24 protein-coding genes are annotated in these 24,408 nt (G+C 35.5%); 13 read left to right on the forward strand and 11 right to left on the reverse strand.

The features are described from left to right. Positions 1-233: 233 nt before the first annotated feature. The 3 genes from HM992_RS15960 to HM992_RS15970 all read right to left on the reverse strand — a co-directional run bounded on the left by HM992_RS15960 (position 234) and on the right by HM992_RS15970 (position 4,052). Positions 234-1,289: an endonuclease/exonuclease/phosphatase family protein gene (locus HM992_RS15960; RefSeq protein WP_179320368.1), complete on the reverse strand. Its 1,056-nt coding sequence runs from the start codon at positions 1,287-1,289 to the stop codon at positions 234-236. Between the two features lie 481 nt (positions 1,290-1,770). Next, positions 1,771-2,436 (reverse strand): DNA-binding response regulator, encoded by a 666-nt coding sequence (locus tag HM992_RS15965; RefSeq protein ID WP_178984100.1) that lies wholly within the window; start codon positions 2,434-2,436, stop codon positions 1,771-1,773. 2 nt (positions 2,437-2,438) lie between these two features. After that, positions 2,439-4,052, reverse strand: coding sequence for a tetratricopeptide repeat-containing sensor histidine kinase (locus tag HM992_RS15970; protein ID WP_179320369.1), 1,614 nt, complete (start codon positions 4,050-4,052; stop codon positions 2,439-2,441). A 354-nt stretch (positions 4,053-4,406) separates the two neighbouring features. On the opposite strand from HM992_RS15970, the gene HM992_RS15975 reads away from it, so the two are divergent. The 9 genes from HM992_RS15975 (at position 4,407) to HM992_RS16015 (ending at position 15,197) form a co-directional block, all read left to right on the forward strand. After that, complete coding sequence (locus HM992_RS15975) at positions 4,407-4,763, forward strand: hypothetical protein (RefSeq protein ID WP_179320370.1); 357 nt, start codon at positions 4,407-4,409, stop codon at positions 4,761-4,763. A gap of 98 nt (positions 4,764-4,861) precedes the next feature. Next, a complete protein-coding gene (locus HM992_RS15980) occupies positions 4,862-5,851 on the forward strand; it encodes a DNA topoisomerase IB (RefSeq protein WP_179320371.1) in 990 nt (329 codons plus the stop codon). Between the two features lie 213 nt (positions 5,852-6,064). After that, entirely contained in the window at positions 6,065-6,517 is a 453-nt protein-coding gene (locus tag HM992_RS15985; protein WP_179320372.1) for a ferritin-like domain-containing protein, read from the forward strand. Positions 6,518-6,628: 111 nt separating this feature from the next. Then, positions 6,629-7,477 (forward strand): SDR family oxidoreductase, encoded by an 849-nt coding sequence (locus HM992_RS15990; RefSeq protein WP_179321112.1) that lies wholly within the window; start codon positions 6,629-6,631, stop codon positions 7,475-7,477. 41 nt (positions 7,478-7,518) lie between these two features. Then, a complete protein-coding gene (locus HM992_RS15995; protein ID WP_179320373.1) occupies positions 7,519-9,318 on the forward strand; it encodes an FAD/NAD(P)-binding protein in 1,800 nt (599 codons plus the stop codon). 215 nt (positions 9,319-9,533) lie between these two features. Beyond that, positions 9,534-9,977 carry a response regulator gene (locus HM992_RS16000; RefSeq protein WP_179320374.1) on the forward strand — a complete coding sequence of 148 codons (444 nt, stop codon included), beginning with the start codon at positions 9,534-9,536 and terminating at the stop codon, positions 9,975-9,977. Continuing rightward, positions 9,964-12,462 (forward strand): PAS domain-containing sensor histidine kinase, encoded by a 2,499-nt coding sequence (locus HM992_RS16005; protein WP_229720513.1) that lies wholly within the window; start codon positions 9,964-9,966, stop codon positions 12,460-12,462. Before HM992_RS16000 ends, HM992_RS16005 begins: the two co-directional genes overlap by 14 nt. A 252-nt stretch (positions 12,463-12,714) precedes the next feature. Beyond that, positions 12,715-14,847, forward strand: a complete 2,133-nt coding sequence (locus tag HM992_RS16010) for a catalase (RefSeq protein ID WP_179320376.1) — start codon at positions 12,715-12,717, stop codon at positions 14,845-14,847. 17 nt (positions 14,848-14,864) lie between these two features. Further along, positions 14,865-15,197 carry a SemiSWEET family sugar transporter gene (locus tag HM992_RS16015; RefSeq protein ID WP_229720514.1) on the forward strand — a complete coding sequence of 111 codons (333 nt, stop codon included), beginning with the start codon at positions 14,865-14,867 and terminating at the stop codon, positions 15,195-15,197. A gap of 22 nt (positions 15,198-15,219) precedes the next feature. Here the strand turns inward: HM992_RS16015 and HM992_RS16020 are convergent, their stop codons facing one another. Both HM992_RS16020 and HM992_RS16025 read right to left on the reverse strand, forming a co-directional pair. After that, complete coding sequence (locus HM992_RS16020) at positions 15,220-15,783, reverse strand: hypothetical protein (protein WP_178986863.1); 564 nt, start codon at positions 15,781-15,783, stop codon at positions 15,220-15,222. After that, entirely contained in the window at positions 15,776-16,294 is a 519-nt protein-coding gene (locus tag HM992_RS16025) for a DUF421 domain-containing protein (protein WP_178984090.1), read from the reverse strand. Before HM992_RS16025 ends, HM992_RS16020 begins: the two co-directional genes overlap by 8 nt. A gap of 207 nt (positions 16,295-16,501) precedes the next feature. On the opposite strand from HM992_RS16025, the gene gntA reads away from it, so the two are divergent. The 3 genes from gntA (at position 16,502) to HM992_RS16040 (ending at position 18,039) form a co-directional block, all read left to right on the forward strand. Beyond that, complete coding sequence (gene gntA, locus HM992_RS16030) at positions 16,502-17,185, forward strand: guanitoxin biosynthesis heme-dependent pre-guanitoxin N-hydroxylase GntA (protein ID WP_179320377.1); 684 nt, start codon at positions 16,502-16,504, stop codon at positions 17,183-17,185. Further along, complete coding sequence (locus tag HM992_RS16035; protein ID WP_179320378.1) at positions 17,182-17,793, forward strand: DUF1989 domain-containing protein; 612 nt, start codon at positions 17,182-17,184, stop codon at positions 17,791-17,793. The genes gntA and HM992_RS16035 overlap by 4 nt, the downstream gene beginning before the upstream one ends. Before the next feature lie 69 nt (positions 17,794-17,862). Beyond that, the gene (locus HM992_RS16040; RefSeq protein WP_179320379.1) at positions 17,863-18,039 is read left to right on the forward strand and encodes a hypothetical protein; all 177 of its coding nucleotides are present in this window, start codon (positions 17,863-17,865) and stop codon (positions 18,037-18,039) included. Between the two features lie 20 nt (positions 18,040-18,059). Here the strand turns inward: HM992_RS16040 and HM992_RS16045 are convergent, their stop codons facing one another. Beyond that, a complete protein-coding gene (locus HM992_RS16045; RefSeq protein ID WP_178984086.1) occupies positions 18,060-18,206 on the reverse strand; it encodes a hypothetical protein in 147 nt (48 codons plus the stop codon). Between the two features lie 417 nt (positions 18,207-18,623). Here HM992_RS16045 and HM992_RS16050 point away from each other — a divergent pair, with 417 nt between their 5' ends. Beyond that, complete coding sequence (locus tag HM992_RS16050; RefSeq protein WP_179320380.1) at positions 18,624-20,066, forward strand: SLC13 family permease; 1,443 nt, start codon at positions 18,624-18,626, stop codon at positions 20,064-20,066. Between the two features lie 3 nt (positions 20,067-20,069). On the opposite strand, the gene HM992_RS16055 is transcribed toward HM992_RS16050, so the two are convergent. The 5 genes from HM992_RS16055 to HM992_RS16075 all read right to left on the reverse strand — a co-directional run bounded on the left by HM992_RS16055 (position 20,070) and on the right by HM992_RS16075 (position 24,242). Then, positions 20,070-20,798, reverse strand: coding sequence for a LytR/AlgR family response regulator transcription factor (locus tag HM992_RS16055; RefSeq protein ID WP_178984084.1), 729 nt, complete (start codon positions 20,796-20,798; stop codon positions 20,070-20,072). Continuing rightward, entirely contained in the window at positions 20,779-21,837 is a 1,059-nt protein-coding gene (locus tag HM992_RS16060; protein WP_178984083.1) for a sensor histidine kinase, read from the reverse strand. Before HM992_RS16060 ends, HM992_RS16055 begins: the two co-directional genes overlap by 20 nt. 14 nt (positions 21,838-21,851) lie before the next feature. After that, complete coding sequence (locus HM992_RS16065; protein WP_178984082.1) at positions 21,852-22,202, reverse strand: DUF4907 domain-containing protein; 351 nt, start codon at positions 22,200-22,202, stop codon at positions 21,852-21,854. Between the two features lie 131 nt (positions 22,203-22,333). Further along, positions 22,334-23,332 carry a Kelch repeat-containing protein gene (locus tag HM992_RS16070; protein ID WP_179320381.1) on the reverse strand — a complete coding sequence of 333 codons (999 nt, stop codon included), beginning with the start codon at positions 23,330-23,332 and terminating at the stop codon, positions 22,334-22,336. Positions 23,333-23,342: 10 nt separating this feature from the next. Next, positions 23,343-24,242, reverse strand: a complete 900-nt coding sequence (locus HM992_RS16075; RefSeq protein WP_179320382.1) for a DUF6268 family outer membrane beta-barrel protein — start codon at positions 24,240-24,242, stop codon at positions 23,343-23,345. Positions 24,243-24,408 lie beyond the last annotated feature (166 nt).

The raw sequence follows: 24,408 nt of genomic DNA on the forward strand, positions 1-24,408 counted from the left end.
TTTGATTAATAGTTAAAATTAACAGTAATACTAACACCAAACCATACCCAATAAAGGGTATATTTAGATTTAGAAACCTCATTTTAAACCATTTACACCTTAACAGTTAGTAATTACACCCTATTTGCCTTGAATTAAATGCTCAGAACCTTGTAATAAAAGTATTTGGACCTATGCTTCTCGTTACAATTTTGGAAAAAACCAAAATCACTTGAAGTGACGAATTAGTGTAATTACACTACGGTAGTTTCAGTCAGCGTTAATGACACAGGCCGATGATCGCTAGTTAGGGTACTAGCATTAGAACCTGCGTTGGCGCGCTCAAAAATCTCATGCTCTACACGTCCGGCTTTGGCATTCACCTTTAGCGGAAAACTGCCATTACAGAGCGGTTGACTCATTAATATATGATCTATAAGTAATGGGTTTTGGCTGGCTGGTATGTTGAGAATGGGATCTCTAAAGCGAGAGGTCCATCTTAAATCCGCGCTATAATCAAAAAGGGCATGGTTAAAATACCTTTCAGCTGAGAGCACATCTCCTTGTAGGTTTTGGATGAGATCGAAAAAGAGGTACTGGCTTTCAAAAAAATCTTGCCCAGGACCATCGTTACAATCTCCCAATAGTACCATACCTGGTGCTTCTAATTGGTTGAATTTAGCATTGATATAATGGCGAATGTTTCGGGCTTCTGTGGCTAACTTCACTCTGGCTTTTAGTGCGGTTTCTAAGTAATCGCCTTCTAAATTGCCGTGCGTATCTCGCTTAATACTGGTTAAATTAATTTTAGATTTCAAATGTACGCCTATGCACTCTATTTCTTGTCCATTATCTAATTGGTAAATGAGTACTTGTGGATGGCGGTAATGTTTATGGTCGTCTGGCACAATCTTGCCCCAATAATTCACCTGCCATCGGTCGGCTGCGATAAAGGCCTGCCAAACCGTGGGTGCTTGTAAACGACATTGCGCCGCAATAGCAGGTTTTACCAAAAACCAGATCCATTGCGTGCCTCCCATATGGTTGCCGTAATCGCGATCTCTGTCACCTACTTGGTCGTTAGCTCCTTTTAATAATACAGGAATCCATTGGTTATTGAGAACGATAGCGCAAAAATCGATAATGGCTGCTTCTCCTTTTGGTCCTTCTACCAAGGCGAGGATATCTGCATCGATATCTTGTATGGTGGTTTGTACACGCTGTCTGCGGCTGAGACTATTTTGTGTGGGTTGGTCTTTAATTAAATCTTTGGCTTTTTTAATATTCCAAGTGGAAATTTTTATTGGCATAATTCGATGGTATGATGATGAATAGTGATAAAATTAATAGCTATAGCAAACCATACCTAGTTATAATAGGTAGTGCTACTATGTTTTGTCAACAACGAATTATAATAATTCATACGGTTAAGGACGCCGTATCTTAGGGATAGAATAAAACTACACAAAAGCGCTAAACCACTAACAATAAACAAGATAAAACACCATATTTATCTTTGTAATGCATTTATTTACCACTAAGTGTTGCTATACCCCCTACCACTACTTCACCTCTAAGATTTACTCCCTAATTCTTATTTCCATATCATAAGCGGGTTGGCTATCGTTTTTTCCTACAGCCTAAAAATTTAGGGACTTGGCAGATAATTTTATGACATAAGAAAAGGCAACTATCCCTAATTGCCCTTTCCCCATATACACTCATCCTATAATATTCCCTACAATATTATAATTATAAATAAGTGTTGGTCTGTTTAGTATGTCTGTCGTATTATATCACTCCCAAATCTTTAGTTATAGCCACCAAATGAATGGCATTATGGGCTTTAAATTGTTCCCGAAGTTTGTTGAGACGTTTCTCTATAGTACTTAAACTACTGGGATGAATACCGTTAGATTTGAGACTGCTACTAATCTCATCTTGAGACTGGCCTTCCGATAACATTTTGAGTAACCTAATGTCGTAATCGTCTATCTCTAATTGTGTTTTTGGACTTAAGGCTTTCTTCACTTGTGGCGATACGTAGATTTTAGAATGACTAACGGCTTTTATGGCCTCTGCTAGCTCTACAGCCCCTTTTCGATCTTTACACACATAAGCATTAATGGTATAGGTGTTAAACAAGGCCCGAATCTTTTGCAATTGGTCTTTCATAGAATACACTATGATAGGCAAATCTGGAAACTCAGTACGTAAGTGCGCTATAAGCATTTCACCAGAAGCTATGGTGGTTGCTCTGTGATCTTTTTTAAACGAGAGGTCGGTAATGAGTAAATCGAAAGGAGTGTTATCTAATGTCGCTTTCTTTAATTTTAAATAGGCTTCATCACAATATTGAGACCCCTCAACGGTATCCACATTCAAATCCTTTAATATCTTAGTGATATTAGCGAGGATGGCATCATGATCTTCATTAATTAAAACATTCTTAAACATAGCTACATGGTTATATTAGCTTTAAACCCTTTTTCTGGACTCGTTACAAAAGTAATAGTTCCATTAATAGCTTCAATACGGTTTTCCGTATTCTGAAGTCCAGTACCCTTTTTTAAGATGCTACCCACACCATTATCGCTATAACTTATCTTAATTTTTTTACTCTCTTTAGAGAACATGATGACGACTATGGAAGCTGAACTGTGCTTTTTCATGTTGATTAAGAGCTCTTGCAAAACCCGATATAATGTTAATTGCTTTAGTTGTGGCAAGGTATCCCAAGTGATATCTGAAAGCCCTTTTATAATGACATTGGTATGGTTATCATTAAAACTTTCTAGTAATTCTTCTAGAGACGCTATAAAAGGATCATCGGTATCTAAAACACTATGGCGTTTAGAAATATCGCGTGTTTTCTGATATAAATTATCTAAGGCATTAACAAGCGCTTTATGTGTTACAGTTTTATGATCCACTTTGGTCATCATCTGAAAGACATCGCTGGCAATTTCATCGTGAATTTGTTTTGAGATGCGCGATTCGGTAGCAAAGACCTCTTGTGTTTTTTCCTTCTTGTGCTTAGCTCTAAATATAATGTACAAGAACACCCCTAATACGGCGATAAATGATGCTATTAAAATAGCAAAGTGGGTTCTAAATTCTTGCTTTTCTTGTTCCAGTTGACTCTCTAAGGCCTTTCGTTTATATTCCGAATAATCATATTTAAGCAACGCATATTGGTTTAAACTTTCCTTTTCTGAAGTATATAGACTATCGTTTAGATGTTTATAAGCTCTGGCATAAGGATCGGCACTTAATTGCGTTAATACCCCTAAAGCCTTGTTTTTATACGATGGTGAGTTTATGGTTTCAGCAAGTTCTAGCGCTTTTAACGCGTATGTTTGAGATTCACTTTCATCTTGAATTCTATAATAATGTTCTGCTAAATGGGAATAACTTGTGTAAATGGTAGAGGTGTCTTTTACGGCTTCTCTTAAGGCTAAGGCGTTGGTCATTAATTCTATACCATGAGCATGACTTAATTTAGATTCAATAACACCATAATTATCAATGACCAATGCTTGTGTAATGGTATCCGTTAGTCTTGGTAGCAATTGATAGGCTTTACGGATTTCTTTTTGTGCATTCCCAAAATCATCAAACTTTTGGTACACCAGTGCTAAGTTATTATAGATTTTAGCACTATCGGAAGCAGACGCTGCCATTTTAAAAGCACTTTGGTACAATTCTATGGCTTTTTGCTTGTGCTTTTGTGCGGCATACATAAGTCCTAAGAGATTATAGAAACTTTTTCTTGTTGCCGTTATATGAGGCGAAGGCATCATAGTATCCATAAAACGCAGGGCTTTAACCGCAGTGGCCTCACTCTCTACATAATCCCCTCTTTTATAGTCTATACTCGCTATATAATATAAATTACGAATAGCATATGTGGTATCATGTGTCTTTAATGCTTTATCATATGCGCTTTTGAAATACGTCTCAGACGCATACAAATCCGTAGCATTTTGAGGCTTTAAGGCTAAGCCCATATAATAGTGCAGACTATCTTTGGTCTGCTGTGCAAATGCATTTTGAACACTTGTTAATAGCACTAAACTAGATATTATATATAATAAGCGGAAGGACAAATAGCTAGGTTTCATGCCCCTAAAATAACAACAAAATATGACTTAAATGCCGTTTATCCGGTGGAAGTCTTAAGGCTTATTAACAGTCTATATTCTGGGAGTTTGAGTTGAATCATTGCAGTAAAACGTCTATTTAAATCTCAATTTTATTTGATGCTATGGTATGATGGCACTGATTGTTTTACTTTAAGTGTTTACATCACCTTATAAAGCTGAAGCCGTTAAAAAATCGTTTGAGTTAGTATTCCTCTCAAATGAGAAACTCTTTCTCTATTAATACTTGTAATTTCGAGATTATAAATTAAAAACTAGACACTTATGAAAACGCCAGACTATAGTGACCCTAATGCCAAGCATGAATTAGATTTCCTGAGTCAATATCAGGAAAAAGGGTATACCAGTAATTTTAGAGTAGAAAATGAAAAACTAATCGCATCCGGTGAAGACAACACATATAAACCCGAAGACGTTCATGTGGTTGCCGAGCATCGTTATGAAGGGATGAGCAATCCTTCCGATCAATCTATTTTATATGTCATTACGACTGACGATGGTAAAAAAGGGACGCTTATCAATGCATATGGCCCTTCAGCAGACTTAGAGGTTCATGAATTTATGGAAGCCATTCCTGAAAAGAATATCGATCATGATGACAGTATTTTAAACATCGACTAATCGTATAGCGCGTTTGCTATACTTAGTATGTACAGACGAAAGTCTCATTATTCCACACCAACACTAACTAAACGGACAAGCTTTATTAGCGACGAACAATGTATTACAGAAAGAAACACGGTAAAGGGTTTACCTATAAGGATGCGCATGGCAAAACCGTAAAGGATGCTAGTCTTCGTGAGTGGTTCACAGCGCTTGTTATTCCACCAGCTTGGACTGAGGTTGAAATTGAAGACAACCCAAAAGCCGATTTATTAGTCACAGGAAGAGACGAGAAAGGCCGTAAACAATACATCTATAATCCGGATTATATAGCACAGCAAAACGCTAAGAAATTTGATCGCATTGTTGACTTTGCCGATCAGTTAGAGCATATGCGCCGCGTGACGGGTCAACATTTACGAAAACGAAAATTAGATCGCAATAAAGTGATGGCTACCATGCTCAGGTTATTGGAATCCGCATTTTTTAGACCTGGAAGTGATAACTATTCTAAGGAAAATTCTACTTATGGTTTAACGACCTTACGCCACAAGCATTTAACCATCGATGGGAATGAACTTATTTTTAATTACAACGGAAAGTCTAATAAAGAACAAGAAAAGCATATCGTTGATAAAAAGCTGGCCAACATTGTACAGCAAATTGATGATATGCCAGGCTACGAAGTGTTTAAATATCTTGATGAAGACAACAACATCGTCGATGTAAAGACGGATGATTTAAATGCCTATATCCGTGAGGTCATGGGAGACGACTTTTCTGCTAAAGATTTTAGAACATGGGCTGGCACTATGATTGCCGCCATAGCTTTAGATGAATTGGGTAGTGTGGGTAAAAAAGATCAGGAATTATTAGATAAGAATATTAAAGCTGCCATCGTTAAAGTATCCGAACAGCTAGGCAACACTCCTGCCGTTGCAAAGACCTCTTATATTGATCCACGCATTATTGATGAATATATGCAAGGCCGAACACTTCAGTACTTTGAAAAAGAAATCAATCAACTACTAAAAAATGTAGAGAATCTCTCTAAAGAAGAAGTGGGTGTGTTATGCATGTTGCATCATCGTTTGCAGAAGGCATAAGATGACGTATCTCTTTTAAAGCTGCACCTTTCTTAGTGTGCTTCACATTCATAAAATAATACGACTTTATCACTTATTTCTCTAGCCATTTTCAATTGAGCAAAAGTCTTGTGCAATTCGATTAATACTGTTGGTACCTTATAATTAATTTTAGATTATAAATTAATAACCACATTGAGGTACCTTATCTCATTGTATTAAAACCTTAAAATTATGGCACTATTTGATAAAAAAACAGAACAAAAATTAAATGACCTTATTGAAAAAGCTTACGATGCTGAAAAAGGGTATAAAGCAGTTGCGGATCATGTTGATAATCCGAGATTAAAAACATTCTTCCTTGATAAGGCACGAGTGAGAAGTGGCTATGTCAATGAATTAACCGGTACACTGCGAACAAGTGGTATGGACATTACAGAAAACGACGGTAGTTTCTCTGGATCTTTACATAGAGCTTGGATAGATACAAAGGCATTCTTCTCTATAGACAATGATGAATCCATGCTAGAAGAAGTAAAAACTGGTGAGAAAAATGCTATTGAAGATTACAATGACATTCTAGATAACTATGATTTAAATCCTACAGTAAGAGCTATATTATTAAAGCAAAAAACTGAGATTCAGGCGAGTTATAACAAAGCTGATTATCTCGAAGGCATACAGTAATTTAGTGTGTTGTTAAAATTAGTTTTCAAGGTTTGATGCACATGTTAGGTACTGTGCATCGAACCTTTTTTATAAACCTATCATTTACGATACCTCATCAACTCAACTATGATGAATAAACCAAAACAATTTCCAGATCAAAGTCAGGAATTACCCGGAAAAGAAAGCCACATGCATCCTGAGCCAGAAGTGATTCGAGATGACTATAAAGGCAGTTCAAAATTGCACCAAAAGGTCGCCCTTATTACAGGAGGTGATAGTGGTATTGGAAGAAGTGTTGCCGTACATTTTGCCCGAGAAGGTGCTGATATTGCTATTGTTTATCTCTCTGAAGACGACGATGCCAAAGAGACCCAACGCTTGGTAGAAAAAGAAGGACAAGCGTGCCTTTTAATAGAAGCCGATTTAAAACATACCAGCCAGTGTGAAGCCGCTGTAGCACAATGCATCGCTAAATTTGGCCAACTCAATATACTGGTCAATAATGCTGCTGTCCAATTTCCTAAAGATACCATTGCTGATATTTCAATGGATGATTTCGATACGACTTACAAAACGAATATCTATCCTTATTTCTATATGTCGAAATTGGCATTAGCACATCTTAAACCCCATGATTGTATTATAAATACCAGTTCCGTTACGGCATATAGAGGTAGCGATCATTTAGTTGATTACGCCAGTACAAAAGGTGCGATTGTAAGCTTTACAAGATCGTTATCTAAACAATTAGCAAAAGACCACATTAGAGTTAATGGAGTTGCACCTGGCCCTATTTGGACGCCATTAATTCCTGCATCGTTTGATAATGTCAGTGATTTTGGACAAGACACCCCATTAGGACGTGCAGGTCAACCGAGTGAAGTGGCTCCAGCGTATGTGTTTTTAGCGTCCAAGGATGCTAGCTATATTACAGGACAATTTATTCATGTGAATGGAGGGGAAATTATTGGCGGCTAAAAGCCATTCGATAACAATACCCAATTAATACTTGAGATTATATGGAAACTTCAAAATTAGCTATCATCGGCTCAGGGCCTACAGCATTGTATATTCTACAACATATCCTTTCAAACTCTGAGGCATTTTTAAAACAATGTAACCAGATTTCCATTTTTGAAAAAAACGCTAAAATGGGTTACGGCATGCCCTATAATCCTGATTTTACTGATGTGTATAATATTGCTAATATTTCTTCTGAAGAAATTCCAGAGTTACCACAAACCTTAGCGGAATGGTTACGCGCACAAGACCGGGATTATTTAAAGACCCTAAATGTAACTAAGTTTCCCATTAAAGCTACTGAAGTCTATAGCCGCATCTCCCTTGGGGAGTATTTTAGAGCGCAATTCAACATATTAATTGATAGTCTAAAACATCATGGCTTTAGCATTGATGAGCATACCTCTACGAAAGTTACCGATATCAAACCCATTAGCACTACTGTTGCAGAAGTCATAACTGCGACTAAACGCTATAGATTTCATAATATACTTATTGCTACAGGTCACCATTGGAACCCTGATCACTCGACGTCTTCTAATTACTTTGATTCTCCATGGCCCATTTTTAAATTGTTTAATCCCGATGATAGGTATTACAATTTTGAAATCGGTATTTTAGGAGCGTCACTTAGTGCTATAGATGTTGTCACTTCTTTAGCCCATCGTCACGGTAAATTTACACATCACCAAAACCAACTTAGTTATCAATTACACCCTAAAGCGAAAGGGTTTAAGATCGTATTACATGATGTTAATGGATGGTTACCACATTTACAATACGAGCAAGTACATCCTTTCCGGGAAATGTACAGGTACACGACTCGCGAAGCATTACTGGCTCTTAAAAAAGACAATCAGAATCTATTCATTGAAACCTATTTTAACACCGTTTGTAAGCCCGCATTACTAAAAGCCTTAAAAAAAGACGAGCTCCATGATGTTGTAACCTTATTAAATACTAAAGACTTTGGGTTTAAACAGTTCATCGATACTATGGCAGAAAAACATGAGTATATAAATTCGTTTGAAGGTATGCGAAAGGAATTAGAACTTGCTGACACCTTACTACAGAAAAACAAACCTGTCCATTGGATGGAAACCTTAGATGATTTAATGTATAGCTTAAATTTTCATACCGAATTATTTTCAGCAGAAGATCATCTTTTTTTCCATACTGACGTTAAGCCCTTTTTAATGAACGTTATCGCAGCACTCCCTTTAAAATCTGCCCAACTATTATTAGCTTTATACGATGCCAATTGTATAGAACTCGTTAGTGGAAAGGTTGAAATTGAAACTAAAAGTGAATCTGGTACTCAAATAAAGATATGTGACAGTCATGACGGTGTTGAAACCAAAACTTACCCACTGTTTATTAATTCGTCGGGTAATGATGATGTTACATTTGATGATTTTCCTTTTGAAACTCTAAGAAATAAAGGGACTATCTCTATGGCAAAAGCTATGTATGACCACGCTACTCATACGAGGGAAACTCAAAATACATCTAATGAATCTACCGTAACTAAAGAAGGAGAATTATATCTTAAGTTAGGCGGTATAGCCATAGATAATACCTACCGATGTCTTGACGACGACGGGAAGCCTTCACAAATCATTCAAGATTTAGCATTTAATCATATTTATGGCCACAGACCTTATTCATACGGACTACAAGCTTGTAATGCAACAAGTTGTATTGTTATTAACGCTTTATTAGACATAGAACTACATGATGCTCAACCTATAGGTATAGAAATAATTACCAAGACTTACGAGACAAAGGACGACCTGTAAAACCCTACTTATCAACGAACTACTCCTTTAAACACAGTAAATCCATTCGTCAAAACTAAGACCATATCTTCTTCAATTGCATATATCAGATCTAAACTGAACGTTAGGACGTATATAAAATTAAGGTAGCTAAAAATTAAAAATAATTTAATTTTACACTAATTATTTATTTGTATATTGTTTACCTCTTAATTTTAATCCTAACCTTAAAAATTATGATGACTAGCATTCTATTAGTTGACGACGATGAAGACGATAGATTGTTCTTCGAAGAGGCTATTGAAGAACTCAATGAGGATATATCTTTTAAAAGTCTTAACAATGGATTAGAAGCTCTCACGTATTTAGAGACTTGCACAACATTACCCCATGCTATCTTTTTAGATATTAACATGCCTATTGTAGATGGCCCTAAGTGCTTAAAGCGACTCCGTGCTGATGCTAATTATGATGGCATTGTTATATTTATGTATTCCACATCAAGTGTACCAGACACCATTACTCAATTGCAAAAAGCTGGTGCAAATTTCTACATTAGGAAACCTATAAGCTTTAACGCCTTAAAGCTACTTATTAAAAAGTCCTTAGACCTATTGCCACAGCTTGCGACCGCAGGCCAAGAAGAAAATAATTTTTTTATTACGAATGACAGTGCCTAATAAAAACTTATTTTTTTTAAATAATGGTGGCGAAATGGGTGAAATTATGCGCCAAAAAGATTGGTCTATAAGCCCAGTTGGTCATCCCGCAACCTGGCCCTCTAGCCTTAAGACTACTTTGAGCTTTATGCTCAATTCAAAATTCCCTATGTTTCTTTTTTGGGGAGCGGACCATATTTGCTTTTACAATGATGCCTACAGACCGAGTTTAGGTAAGGAAGGCAAACATCCTGAACTATTAGGGCAAAAAGCAGAAATTTATTGGGCAGAAATTTGGGATATTATAAGTCCAGAGATTTTCTCAGTTCTTAACGGTGGTCCTTCAACTTGGCACGAGAATCAACTTGTACCATTTTATAGAAATGGACAAATGGAAGATATTTACTGGACATACAGTTATAGTCCTGTAACTAATGAATTGGGCCAAGTAGAAGGAGTGTTTACTACATGTACCGAAACCACCAGCAGCGTACTTAATCTCGCCAAGATTGAAGCGAGTAAGGATGAATTAGAATTTGCCGTTGACGCAGCCGATTTAGGCACTTGGGATTTTAATCCTATTACAAATACATTTAAAGGTAATAACCGTCTAAAAGATTGGTTTGGACTGCCACTAAATGATGAGATCTTTTTAGAAGATGCTACAGCTGCCATAGTGGCCTCGGATAGAAAACGGGTACGTCAGCAAATTGAAATCTCATTAGGTGATTACGAATCTGGTGGAAAATATGATGTTACTTATGTGATAAAAAACAAACTCACGGAACGCGAACGTATTGTGCGCGCCATAGGGAGAGCCTGGTTTAATGAAGATAAAGTTGCCTATAGATTTAATGGTATTCTGCAAGACATTACCCAACGTGAAAAAGCGTCGATTGAACTGAAGGCCAGTGAAGAACGCTTTCGTAAATTAGTGAAAACAGCTCCTATTGGTATTGCTGTTTTAGATGGTGATGATGATTATGTAATAAAGATGGCCAATGATATGGCACTATCTATTTGGCAACGTACTTATAAAGAAGCCGTAGGCAAACCACTTTTTGAAGTTTTAAAGGAAATTAAAGACAATATTTTACCCATTTTTGAAGCGGTTAAGACCACTAAAAAAGCACAGTTTGGTACTGAATACCCATTTACATTAGAACGAGATGGAGTGGCACAAATAGAATACTTCAATTTTATTTTTCAGCCTTTAATCAAAGACGATGAGGTTGTAGAATTGATATTAGTCGCCTACGAGGTTTCCGACATGGTAAAGGCCAGATTTGAGCTTCAGGAATCCCAAAAGCAATTTAAGAATTTTGTAGAGCAATCACCTATTGCCATGAGTATTGTGAGAGGAGAGAACTTGAACATAGAAATGGCCAACAATGCGCTATTAGAGACCTTTTGGCGTAAAAAGAAAGATGAGGTTATCGGGAAAGATTTATTAGATATATTTCCTGATTTGGAAGGCTCCAAGTATCCTGAAACACTTAAAGAAATTATCCGCACAGGCATTGGAGTGTCAGAAAATGAATCTTATGTCATTTTAGAAAGCGATGACGGTGTTAAAGAGTTTTACTCCGACTATGATTATCAACCACTGTACGGCTTAGATGGTTTAGTTTCTGGAGTCATGGTAACCGGTTCGGATGTAACTGACCGTGTTTTAGCACGAAAGAAATTAGAACAATTTTCTAACGATTTAGAACAACAAGTTGAAGAACGTACCAACGCCTTAAATATAGCTAATCGCCAATTACAGCAGTCCTTAATACATCTTCAAAAAACCAATGAAGAGCTCGAAGCTTTTGCTTATGTTTCTAGTCATGATTTGCAAGAGCCCTTGCGAAAAATTCAAATGTTTACCAATCGTTTATTAGAACGTGATAGTGATAAACTGTCGGCAAAAGGAGTTCAGGATGTCTCCAAAATATTAGTATCTGCCAAACGCATGCGTGCGTTGATTGAAGACCTTTTAGAATACTCTAGAAGCAATGACTCAGATGTAAATTTTAAACCTACCGACTTAAAGGAATTACTGCTTCAGGTGATTGAGAATTTAAATTCAAAAATCGAAGCCACCAATACACTAATAACATACGATGATCTTTGTACAGCAACGGTCATTCCATTTCAAATTAAACAAGTCTTTCAAAATCTTATAGAAAATTCTATAAAATTTGCTCAGAAGAATCTCAGACCTACTGTTGACATTATTACCGAGAAAGTCACCGGAGAAGCTTCTGGCATACAAACTTTATTGGATCATCAAACCTATTATAAAATTTCATTTACAGATAACGGCATCGGTTTTGAACCTGAACATTCCGATCAGATTTTTGAGCTTTTTAAAAGGCTTCATGGTAAATTTGAATATCAAGGAACAGGTATTGGATTGGCCATTGTAAAGAAAATATGTAAAAACCATAAAGGAGCTATTATAGCGACATCTGAACCACTTAAAGGAGCCAAATTCTCTTTATTTCTTCCTGTAGAATAACCAACCTTAGCTGTTAATTATTATTTGTTCGTCACTACTCATAAGGACATTGGATGTTTTGCATGTAACGGATTCATGCTATGACTGTGCGTTTATGGTATCACTCTCTTTGTTTAAAAATAATAACATTCTTTAACGACTTCAACAATCACTTATGTATTGGGTTATAGTTTTATTCGGATGAGTTAATGCATCTTATGGTGTTCATTAATTTTAGGTGGCAATAGTATTTACTCATTTAAACCTCATACCATGGCAAAGCAACACCACTCTAAGACTCAAAAAACTGAAGATTTACAGCAATTCGAAAAAAATGCTGAAGGTAAAGTTATGACAACGAACCAAGGTCTAAAAGTTAACGACACTAATAACTCACTAAAAACCGGAGAACGCGGTTCTACCCTCTTGGAAGATTTTTTATTACGTGAGAAAATCACGCATTTTGACCATGAGCGTATACCAGAACGCATTGTACATGCGAGAGGTAGTGCTGCTCATGGTTACTTTGAACTCTATGAGAGTATTGAAAACTACAGTAAGGCTGGCATTTTCACAGACACAAAACGAATAACTCCAGTGTTTGCTCGCTTTTCTACTGTGGCTGGTTCAAAAGGCTCAGCCGATTTAGCAAGAGATGTGCGTGGATTTGCCGTTAAATTTTATACCCAAGAAGGTACATGGGATTTGGTGGGCAATAATATGCCTATATTTTTTATTCAGGATGCTATGAAGTTTCCAGATCTCATACATTCTGTAAAACCAGAGCCTAATAAAGAAATACCACAAGCCGCTTCTGCTCATGACACCTTCTATGATTTTATTTCCCGATCAACAGAAACCTTACACAATCAGATATGGGTTATGAGTGATCGTGCTATTCCAAGAAGTTTCCGTATGATGGAAGGCTTTGGGATACATACCTTTCGATTAATCAATAAAGACGGAGAATCGCACTTTGTAAAGTTCCATTGGAAACCCCTTTTAGGAGTGCATTCTGTGACTTGGGATGAGGCTGTGAAAATTAACGGTGCAGATGCCGATTTTCACAGACGCGATTTATGGGATGCTATTGAATCTGGACAATATCCGGAGTGGGAATTGGGCATTCAGGTAGTCGCTGAAGCCGATGAGCACAAGTTTGAATTTGATCTCCTAGATCCTACAAAACTGATTCCGGAGGAATTAGTGCCTGTTGAGATTATCGGAAAAATGACGTTGAATAGAAATCCAGAAAACTTCTTTGCTGAGACGGAACAAGTTGCATTTTTACCAGGCCATATTGTTCCTGGTATTGACTTTACCAATGATCCCTTATTACAAGGTCGGTTATTCTCTTATCGCGATACACAGTTGTCGCGGTTAGGCAGTCCTAATTTTCATCAAATCCCTATAAACAGACCTATTGGAGAGGTTCATAATAATCAGCGCGATGGTCATATGCAAATGGATATCCCTAAAGGGCAAACCGCTTATTTTCCTAATTCTTTAGGAGGAGGCTGTCCACATTTGGCTAAGATGAGCGAAGGTGCATTTACCTCTTATGAAGAGCGCATTGACGCAAAAAAAATTAGAACACGTAGCGAAAGTTTTAATGATCATTTTTCGCAACCAGCACTGTTTTATAGAAGCTTGGCAGATTGGGAACAAGAACATGTTGCCGACGCCTATACTTTTGAATTAGGGAAATGTAATCAAAAACATATCAAGGAGCGAATGTTGTGGGTCATTGCGCAAATCGATAAGAATTTAGCTAAAAAAGTAGCAAAAGGTTTAGGTCTTGCTATTCCAAAAACCATTGAGCAACCCATAAATCAGGCTATTGGTGCTGACGCTAATGTTAAAAAACAGCAACCACCAAAAAAGAAAAACTATTTAGATAAAGATAAAGCCTTAAGTCAAGCCAACACGAAATTTGAAAGTATTGCTACCCGGCAAATTGGAGTTTTGGTAGCCGATGGGTTTTCGATGAAAGATTTTAAGACTATGAAAAATGCCTTAGAAAAAGCGCATGCCGTAGTTAAATTAATAGCACCTCATGGAGGAACCATAACGTGTGATGAAAACATGGAACACGAAGTGGATGCTGCCATTATGACGACAGAAAGTGTCTTGTTTGATGCGGTTTATATTCCTGGAGGCAAAGCATCGATTGCGCAATTATTAAAGGAAGCCAAATTTAAGAAGTTTGTAAACGAAGCTTTTAAACATTGTAAAGCTATTGCCGTTGATAATGAAGGCGAACAACTAATCGATAAAACTTTTGTAGCCGATTATAAAGATGATAAAGCAGTATTTATTAATGCAAAACCAAACGCCTTTATTGATTCAATTTCTAAACATCGTCATTGGGATAGAATGGAGATAGCAGCTATGGTTCCTGCCTAAATTAACTTATATACGCTTTGATTTTATGGATAACATTTCAATGGTTCATTGATATTGTAAACGAATACGACACTCCAATTATGAACTTAGAAGAATTAATAGGCATACTGGCTGGGATATTTACAACGCTTGCTGTATTACCGCAAATTCACAAGGCCATTACAACAAAAAAAATTGAAGATGTCAGTGTAAGCATGTTTGTTATTCTATGTATTGGTGTTGGGTTATGGACGGTCTATGGTATTCTAAAAATGGATTGGCCCATTATAATAACCAACGGTATATCATTGATCTTAAACGGCATAATGTTAAAAATTGTATGGTTTCAAGACTCAGATAAATCTCAATAACTAGGATGTAATTGACATAAGATTACGATTTTATATCATCTTTTTCTTTTTCAATTTCTTCACCTATATTTTCTTTCGATAACATAGGGTGATCTTTACCAAGTCCTATAATGGCTATCAAATTAGTGATAGCATTATATAACATTAGGATGACTGTAATCATCATTCCGCTTATCACTGAAGTCGACCCTAAGGTTATCCAATAAATTACTGAATACCAATTGGTAGGTACATTGTCTGATTCGACAATAGGAATGTTGAAGAATTGAAATAATATGAGTGCTGATATAAATAAAATCACATCAAATTTAGCAATACTAAGCACTTGTTTATAATGGAGTTCTTTTAATGACATTTTAGAGCCAAAACTTACACTCAGTAATGTGAGTAATAACGCTAGAATTGTTGCAGATGCTAAGACTATCGTATTACATAGCATATTTAATCCATTCAAAGACTCTTTTAATAAATGTTTAGCTTCGTATCCCGAGACATTTCCTAACAGAAAAATTCCGATACCTGTAAAGAGGGTTGCTATCAAGCCTCCGTAAATAGCATTTTTGTTTTCTTCTAAAAAATCAAACATATAAATCTTGTGTATTGACGTCACTCAACAATTTAGGTTCAACATTCTTATTTGAATTATTATGAATTACAGACACATCGCCTGTACTTTCAAAAATTACCGCTTTTACCTCCTTAAAATCGTGAACATTTGCTTCTCTTAGTTTTGCAATTAAATCGCTTTCACCAACATTACAAGCCTTAAGGCGGTTATGTAAAATTTTACCATTCCACATTATAATCTGAGGTTTGTTAGTAAACCATCGTTTTAGAAGCGGACTCTTTCGTACCAAAAAAGAAAACAAGGTCTGAAACGCAATAATGGTTACTAATACAATACCTCCCTTTAGCAAAGAATAATCTGAATTAAGAATAATAGATGCCAACACGGAGCCCACGGCAATTGTGGAGGCAAAATCAAAACTAGACATTTTAGCAAAGGTCCTCAGACCAAAAATTCGGGTGATAATTATGATGATGGTGAATATGCCTAATACCGACAGTATTAGCCATAGCATGTCTTGAAGTGTCATAATGAAATTGTTTAGTTATAGATTAAAATTACATGTATTCCAGAATTTGGATTAACGCAATTGTTACAAAAACTAACCTATTTAAAATCTTATGATACCGCGCTTTTGTAGTTAATGTAATGAGCTAATTAAATCATCAATAGAGTAAACGCATAGATTTGATCTCTATTAAATTTGATACTATTCAACATTTAATACGACCTTATTATGAATCCCATAACAAAGACACACCCATTACATAAAATGATTGATGAGGCTTATAAAGATTTTATTCTAACACAAAAACATCCTTGTGTTATGGCTAAAACTTTATTTATGACGGATCAATATCATTTAAATATTTACCGATCTTCAAACCACGCAGAGGATTTAATCACTTTACTAAAGGACTTAGAAGCGTTTATTGAACAATACGATTTTGAATCTCATACATTTGAATCCTTCTTAGCCGTCTTTCCTTTTGAACAGTATCATACTGAAAAAGATTTTGAAAACAGGTTATGGCAAACACTCCAACAGTTGCATGAGCTAGATGACTGTGATTGGGATGCTTCGGTAAGTGATGATCCTGATGATCCTAATTTTAGTTTTAGTTTAAAAGGGCACGCGTTTTATATTGTAGGGCTTCATCCCAACAGTTCGCGGCTGGCACGGCAAAGTCCCTATCCTACTATTGTATTTAATCTGCATGCGCAATTTGAACAATTGCGAGCCATGGGCAGCTACAAAAAAGTAAAAAAGCGTATTAGAAAACGTGATAAAAAATTACAAGGCCATATTAATCCTGTGCTCAAAGATTTCGGAAAAGATTCTGAAACCAAACAATATAGCGGTAGAGCCGTAGATAGTGCTTGGAAATGTCCTTTTCATAAAACCTCTAAACTCGTATGAAACCATTAATTAATGTTATACAACAACAATCGGGCACAGCATTCAAACTCAAGACCAATGATATTCTCACCGTAATAGATCCTATGGGAGAACAAGTCAGTGATATGGTGTTGTTTAATGCTGCCGATTATCAGGAAAAATTATCATCAGGTAAATCGTTAGACTTTGAAGAATCTATGTTACTCACTAAAGGCAATTATCTATGGTCTAATCGGTCTCGGAAAATGATGGAGATCATAGAAGATACTAATGGTCGTAACGATTTCTTATTAGCTCCTTGCAGTCCGGAAACGTTTAAAATTATGTACAACTATGACGAAGAGCACCCGAGTTGCCTTAATAATTTACATCACCATTTAGAACCTTACGGTATTAGTGTCGATGATATACCGACTGCATTCAATATTTTTATGAATGTGCAGTTTGATTCTGCTGGAAAATTATCTGTCCATCCACCAACGTCAAAAGAAGGAGACTATATTCGTTTTAAAGCGCAAATGGATTTACTGGTTGGACTTACTGCGTGTTCTGCTGAGGACAGCAATGGTGGTACCTTTAAACCTATACACTACCTTATTGAAACAGAGCCAAACCTTATTAAGCCATAGCTATATGAAACACTTCGTATTAAACTTAATATGATTCTAAAAAGATTACTAATTTAAATATCTATTATCATGACAAATGACAAGAAAAAGCAAGAAACTAAAAAAGCACCAAAAACAGAACATGAAAAAAGGTTGCATCAAAATGCAACCGATGAAAAAGGGGCTTTAAAAGACAACCATTACAACCAATATGGTAAACAGAATGAAACATGTCGCGAGCGCGCCGAAAAATTAAAAGACGATTAACATTTACAACGATGCACTAATTATATAAACATAAACGTGTCTTCGTCCTTTGTAAATGCTCTTGTAATCCTATTATTAGGCTGAGCTTCGTTATGCGTTGTATTCAGATTTGCCTGTTGAGGCTTAGTCGAAAAGAATGGTTTTTTTAGGATTTGAAGTAATTTCATAGCACATTAAATTTGGTGTTTACAAAGATACGAATCCCACGACTATTTTGGATCTCTTAAACAGCCATAAATCACCCAAAACTAAAGACTTAGCAACACCTTAACATTTAATTAAAACTCTGTTAAACATAGCCGTTTTTTTGTGTTAATTTATCTTTCCATTTCACGAGCACTTTAGCTACAATGTTCTCATATTATGCCATGTCCAATCGTTACGAGAAAATAGCGATGCCATGGCATATTTAATTGAGAGCTCAACCCTAACACCATCTCTACCGATTATTAATTTTTTGAGCATTCCTAGCCTATATTTTAACAGAATACAATACCTTTCAACAAGAATTTGAATCCAATAGCAATTATAATAGCATTACAGCATACGGCTAAAAACCGCTGTAACGAAAGGTTTTAAGGACTATGAAATCAACAAAACAGAAAACAGGTCTTGTTTTAGGCCCACTCTTATTTATACTCATTAAGCTTTTTTGTCATCCTGAAGGCTTAGGAGATTCTGCAAATGCTATTTTAGCCTCTACGTCTTGGGTAGCCGTTTGGTGGATTACTGAAGCCATTTCTATACCTGTAACGGCCTTATTACCAATTGTACTGTTTCCGTTATCGGGAGGTTTATCTTTAAGTGGCACCACAGCAGCTTATGGACATAAATACATTTTCTTATTTCTAGGCGGCTTTATATTAGCAATTGCTATTGAAAAATGGAATTTACACAAACGTATCGCCCTAAACATTATTAAAATAGTTGGGACGAATGTGAGTCGGATTATCCTCGGGTTTATGGTTGCTACGGCTTTGTTATCCATGTGGATTTCTAATACGGCCACAGCTGTGATGATTTTACCCGTTGGGATGGCCATTGTTTTACAACTACAGGATAATCCTAAAACAAAAGCCAATGAAAACCTGATATTTGGTAAAGCGTTAATGTTGGCCATCGCTTATAGCGCTTCCATAGGTGGTATGGCAACATTGATTGGCACACCACCCAATTTAGTGTTGGCAGGTGTTGTTGAAAGCACGTATAACACTGAAATTACATTTTCGCAATGGTTTATGTTTGGCTTTCCTATAAGTGTTGTGTTATTGCTAATATGCTGGATTTATTTAACTCGATTTGCCTTTAAATTTGAGCGAAAAGAATTTCCTGGAGGACGCCAAGAAATTAACAAACAGCTTAATGCTTTAGGCAAAATAGCTTATGAAGAAAAAGTGATTCTAATTGTGTTTGGCATTACTGCCGTAGCATGGATTAGTAGATCGTTTTTATTAAGCCAATGGCTACCAGCCATGGATGATACTATTATAGCTATTATGGCTTCCGTTATTTTATTTTTAATTCCTAATAAGAAAAAAAGTCAGGCTTTAGTCTCTTGGGAAGATGCCGTAAAATTACCTTGGGGCATTTTGTTACTTTTTGGAGGTGGTATGGCCCTAGCTATAGGATTTGAATCTAGTGGTTTAGCGATATGGATTGGCAATCAATTGACGTCTTTAATTGGAGTCTCATTGTTTATACTATTATTAGTATTAATTGCTTCTGTTAACTTTCTAACCGAAATCACATCCAATATGGCAACCACAGCCATGCTGTTACCTGTATTGGTGTCGTTGGCTGCCGTTATCAATGTGCATCCTTATATATTACTGGTAAGTGCGACATTAGCGGCTTCTTGTGCTTTTATGCTACCTGTGGCAACTCCACCTAACGCCGTTGTCTTTGGGTCGGGTTATTTAAAAATAGAAGATATGGTAAAGAAAGGGATTTGGATGAATCTAATTTCCATCTTACTGGTGACTTTAATAGTTTATTTCATCTTACCTCTAATTTGGGATTTGAGCTAAGCCTTAAATATTTAAGCGACTATACACCATAGATTTATAACTTTCACCTATGGGAATTCTCTCGTCCTTAATTATGATTCTATTTTTTTGAATCGACGTTATTTTATTGACATTAACGAGATAAGAGCGATGCACCCTTATGAACATGTTTTCAGGTAATTTAGATTGCATTTCTTTAAAACTCATTAAAGTTAAAATGGGTTTCGCGTTATCTGAATGAATTTTTAAATAATCTTTTAAACCTTGAATATGTTTTATATCCTTAATATCTATTTTTAAATTCTCGTATTCAGATTTAACGAAAATGAAATCATCTTCGTGCGTTGGTGTTTCACCACCTGCAGAAGACACATTAAAAGATGTATTTACATCACTTAATTTCATCATCTCCTTTACCCTATTCACGGCTTTTATAAATCTAGGAAACGGAATAGGTTTTACCAAATAGTCAACAGCATTGAGATCGAAACCCTCTAGAGCATATTCCGGATAAGCAGTTGTAAAAATAAAATAAGGTACTTTGCCTTCTAATGATCGAATCAATTCAATACCCGAAATACTTGGCATTTCAATATCAGAAAACACTAAATCTATACGGTTATTATTTATAAAATCTAAGGCTTCAATAGCATTTGTAAATGTGCTAATCACTTCTACGGCTCCTAAGGCCTGACAATAAGATTCAATAACATCTATTGCCAACGGCTCATCATCAATTATTATGCACTTCATTGTCATTTAGGTTTAAAGTTAGATGCACTCTGTAATGCGACTTATCTTCTTCAATAGTCAACTCATGATTATTTTTATATAAATAATTAAGTTGATTTTTTATATTCTCTAATCCGACTCCAGAGTTTTTATCATCACGTTTATATAATCCAATTATATTTTCTACACTTAAGCTTAATTTATGATTGTCAACAACTATTTTTATGTCTATATGTGTATTTCCTTTGTAGTCTGTGCCATACTTAAAAGCATTTTCTATAAAGGAAATTAATAACAAAGAATAGATTTTTAAATTTCTTGTCTCTCCTTTTATGTTAAGTTTAACAGCTTCAGTATTTTTTAGGCGTAAGCGTTGTAAGGCAATATAATTCTTTATATAATTTATTTCTTTCTCTAAAGTGACTTGGTTATTTCCTGCTTCATAAAGCATATAACGCATTAACTCTGAAAGTGTTATAACAGCTTCTGGAGCATCATCAGATTTGCTTCTCACTAAAGCATAAATACTATTTAATGAGTTGAATAAGAAATGAGGATTTAACTGATTTCTTAAAAATTGTAACTTAATTTCTTTTTGTTCATTTTCCAATTCTTTAGATAAACGATCGCGCTTATAGAAATCAACCACCAAACTAAAAATACCACCCAATAGATAAATGGATAAAGAAAAAACCAAAGGGATTGCATAGCGCATTCTAAGCGGACCGCTTGGTCTATTTGGCGGATCCATTCTTCTTCTAAACCCTTCTGCAATCGTATTTCTGATTAATTCTTCGCTAATATAGTTATAGAGTGCCAAGAATATAATGGACACCAAGATATAGAGGAGCAGTTGACGTTTTAGCAATATATATGGGACAAACACCAAATAATTGACATAAAACAGTATGGGACGCATTAATTGCTGTACATACATATCTGGTGGAATCCTTCCTAAATCAATATAAGCAGTAAGTAAGGGAAAAATACTTATACATATCCATACTATAGTGTGGACTATAACCTCTTTATAAGAAATATTCTTTGTTAGTATGGACATCTTTAATACAGAAATTAATTATTCGTGAAATCTATAGCATTCGCATATAATTCCGTCATACTTATTACTGGCATTTTGTTTTCTGAGAGCTTACGTATCACAAGGTTTCCAATTTTTTCAGCATCCTCTTTAGATGTAAAACCTTGTCTTCCTTTCACTGCTGGTATATATTCTTGGCGAATAAACAAACTATCATTATTATACACTTCATAAATCCAAGAACTATCTTGTTCTATCACCTGTAATGCATAAGGTGTCTCTTTAACAGTAATAGTGTCATCACTTCCTGATTGGAAATAAAAAAACATCACAAATAAAATTGTAATGCCTAGTAATACAGCTTTATAGTTATAAATTCTTTTCATCTTATTTGTTATTAAAAAAAAAGAGCCAGAATTAATTAAGGATATCAATATAATCCTGACTCTTAGTTGGCTATTATCCATCAATCACAAAAGTAATAGCCATTCAACCAATCTAAACAATTCTTTATGATTTAATTATCATCGTCATCTTGTTCTTCATTAGGGAAAAACTCCATATTATCATCCAAATATAACGTTCCGTTTCTACCTAAAGCTACAAATGCACGAGCACCATCGCTAAAAGCTATAGCATCTCGTCTTGCATAAAGCTCAAATGCCGTTCTTTCCACCCAAGTTTCACTTGAAGGAGTATACTCATAAACAGTACTCAAACTACCTGAATACTCACCACATGCAATATACCCTTTACCATCTATTGTAAACGCTACCGCATTAGATCTGTAAACATAATCATCGTCATCTTCATCTACATCTTCAAGTTGTGTCCAAACCTCTGTATTTAAATTAAAGGACCAGAAATCTAATTCGTATACACCATTACTTATACCCGTTGCTAAATACACCTCATCACCAATTGTGAAGGTGACACCATCTCTTCTTTTATCTCCTCCGAAACCGAAGACTTCTTCCCAAGAATCTGAAGCAGGATTATATTTCCAGAAATCTTTTTTATCACTTCCGTCATAACCGGTTCCCACATAACCATTTGAATCTGACCCAAAACCAACAGCTCCATATCTTGCTGAACCTCCAAAATCTGCAATTGCTGTCCAGTTGTTTGAGCCTACATCATATTTATAAAAATCAGATAATTCATCGTTAGAATCACCATTGTAACCTGTACCAATATAACCGTCATCTCCAATTACAAATGACACTGCAGAACTTCTCTCTAAACCAGGAAAGTCTGATAACTGCTGCCAAGAATTGGTATCCATATTATAACCCCAAAAATCACTGTAATAATCACTTCCGTCATAACCTGTTCCCATGTATCCAATATTACCAATGGTAAAGGCTGTTGAACTACTTCGTGCTTCCTCGTTAAATGTAGATTTCTTTACCCAGTTCCCTAAAGTGTCATCATCGTCATCATCACTATTGCAACTAGAAAACAGTGCTAATGCAACACCTAAATAAAGCATTCTTATGGCTGATTTGTTATTCATTTTTCTCATTTTACTTTTTATTTATATTAAAACTAATTCCTATGTTCAATGCTACTGATTCCTTAGAATCAAAATCATAAATTTTATTGTTGTTATCTGTTAAGCTAAGTTCACTTGCCATGATATATCCCATATTAAAATAAGTAGACCAATTCTCATCGAAACGAAACTTATAGCCCAATCCTAATTTTACAGCTTTAAATTCTAGCTTAGAATTATACACTATTTCATCACTTTCAATACCAAATCCTGACGCATTATTACTATAAATAGATTCTGGTTCTGCTTTAAAGTCTAGACTACTCTGTGCATTCAGTTTATAAAAAACACCTGTAACAGGTATACCTATTTCATATCTTAATTTTTTACTAACATTTTTAGAATAAGACACTAAAGGGTAAAAGTTTGGCTCTCCAAATAAGGATCCATAACCTGCACCTAGTTTTAAAGTTGATTTAAGCCCGTCCTTATCCCAAGTTTTTAGAAAGTTTACGGAGTAACTTAAAACAAAATCGTCACTAGAAATTGCCTCATTAAATGTTGATGACAAATAAGGAGCCACTGTAAGGTTCAGATCCCAATTATTAACCAAGGCTTTCTTATATCTTGCATAAATCTCAACACTATGCAATTCTTCAAATGCGCTATAATCGTGAAACCTATCATAGTCTTCAAAATCGATACTATGATTTGTATAATCTATTCCGAACCCAAAAGTTGGATTATCTAATAGAGACGTAAAATCTATGGCTACAGATTTATTTTCTAATTGAATGTCATTCAAGTTTAAATAATTCCCATATTCAAGAGCCATTACATCTCCTGCGTCTGTAGTAGTGAACATTTTTTGTCCATAAGACACCATAGAGACTAAGCCAAAGGTTAAATAATATAATGTGTTTTTTCTCATCGGGTGCTAACTTACTACCACAATCTTTTACAACAATTACATAATATACCTAGACACTTTTTTTATAGACAAACTCCAATTTTTAATCTATAAACCCAAGTATGAACTTTTATAGTATAAATCATCCCTTCTGTAGATAAATATGTACTGTAGGTATATTTCACTT

The sequence above is a fragment of the Winogradskyella helgolandensis genome (genome assembly GCF_013404085.1).
In the GTDB taxonomy this organism is placed as follows: Bacteria; Bacteroidota; Bacteroidia; order Flavobacteriales; family Flavobacteriaceae; genus Winogradskyella; species Winogradskyella helgolandensis.

Coding starts and splice junctions, on each gene's coding strand:
- HM992_RS15995 (WP_179320373.1), top strand. CDS start 7,519: ATGGAAACTTCAAAATTAGCTATCATCGGCTCAGGGCCTACAGCATTG.
- gntA (WP_179320377.1), top strand. CDS start 16,502: ATGAATCCCATAACAAAGACACACCCATTACATAAAATGATTGATGAG.
- HM992_RS16055 (WP_178984084.1), bottom strand. CDS start 20,798: ATGAAGTGCATAATAATTGATGATGAGCCGTTGGCAATAGATGTTATT.
- HM992_RS15990 (WP_179321112.1), top strand. CDS start 6,629: ATGAATAAACCAAAACAATTTCCAGATCAAAGTCAGGAATTACCCGGA.
- HM992_RS15960 (WP_179320368.1), bottom strand. CDS start 1,289: ATGCCAATAAAAATTTCCACTTGGAATATTAAAAAAGCCAAAGATTTA.
- HM992_RS15965 (WP_178984100.1), bottom strand. CDS start 2,436: ATGTTTAAGAATGTTTTAATTAATGAAGATCATGATGCCATCCTCGCT.
- HM992_RS16070 (WP_179320381.1), bottom strand. CDS start 23,332: ATGAATAACAAATCAGCCATAAGAATGCTTTATTTAGGTGTTGCATTA.
- HM992_RS16035 (WP_179320378.1), top strand. CDS start 17,182: ATGAAACCATTAATTAATGTTATACAACAACAATCGGGCACAGCATTC.
- HM992_RS16020 (WP_178986863.1), bottom strand. CDS start 15,783: ATGTTTGATTTTTTAGAAGAAAACAAAAATGCTATTTACGGAGGCTTG.
- HM992_RS16050 (WP_179320380.1), top strand. CDS start 18,624: ATGAAATCAACAAAACAGAAAACAGGTCTTGTTTTAGGCCCACTCTTA.
- HM992_RS16040 (WP_179320379.1), top strand. CDS start 17,863: ATGACAAATGACAAGAAAAAGCAAGAAACTAAAAAAGCACCAAAAACA.
- HM992_RS16075 (WP_179320382.1), bottom strand. CDS start 24,242: ATGAGAAAAAACACATTATATTATTTAACCTTTGGCTTAGTCTCTATG.
- HM992_RS16010 (WP_179320376.1), top strand. CDS start 12,715: ATGGCAAAGCAACACCACTCTAAGACTCAAAAAACTGAAGATTTACAG.
- HM992_RS15975 (WP_179320370.1), top strand. CDS start 4,407: ATGAAAACGCCAGACTATAGTGACCCTAATGCCAAGCATGAATTAGAT.
- HM992_RS16065 (WP_178984082.1), bottom strand. CDS start 22,202: ATGAAAAGAATTTATAACTATAAAGCTGTATTACTAGGCATTACAATT.
- HM992_RS15985 (WP_179320372.1), top strand. CDS start 6,065: ATGGCACTATTTGATAAAAAAACAGAACAAAAATTAAATGACCTTATT.
- HM992_RS15980 (WP_179320371.1), top strand. CDS start 4,862: ATGTATTACAGAAAGAAACACGGTAAAGGGTTTACCTATAAGGATGCG.
- HM992_RS16000 (WP_179320374.1), top strand. CDS start 9,534: ATGATGACTAGCATTCTATTAGTTGACGACGATGAAGACGATAGATTG.
- HM992_RS16025 (WP_178984090.1), bottom strand. CDS start 16,294: ATGACACTTCAAGACATGCTATGGCTAATACTGTCGGTATTAGGCATA.
- HM992_RS16045 (WP_178984086.1), bottom strand. CDS start 18,206: ATGAAATTACTTCAAATCCTAAAAAAACCATTCTTTTCGACTAAGCCT.
- HM992_RS16060 (WP_178984083.1), bottom strand. CDS start 21,837: ATGTCCATACTAACAAAGAATATTTCTTATAAAGAGGTTATAGTCCAC.
- HM992_RS16005 (WP_229720513.1), top strand. CDS start 9,964: ATGACAGTGCCTAATAAAAACTTATTTTTTTTAAATAATGGTGGCGAA.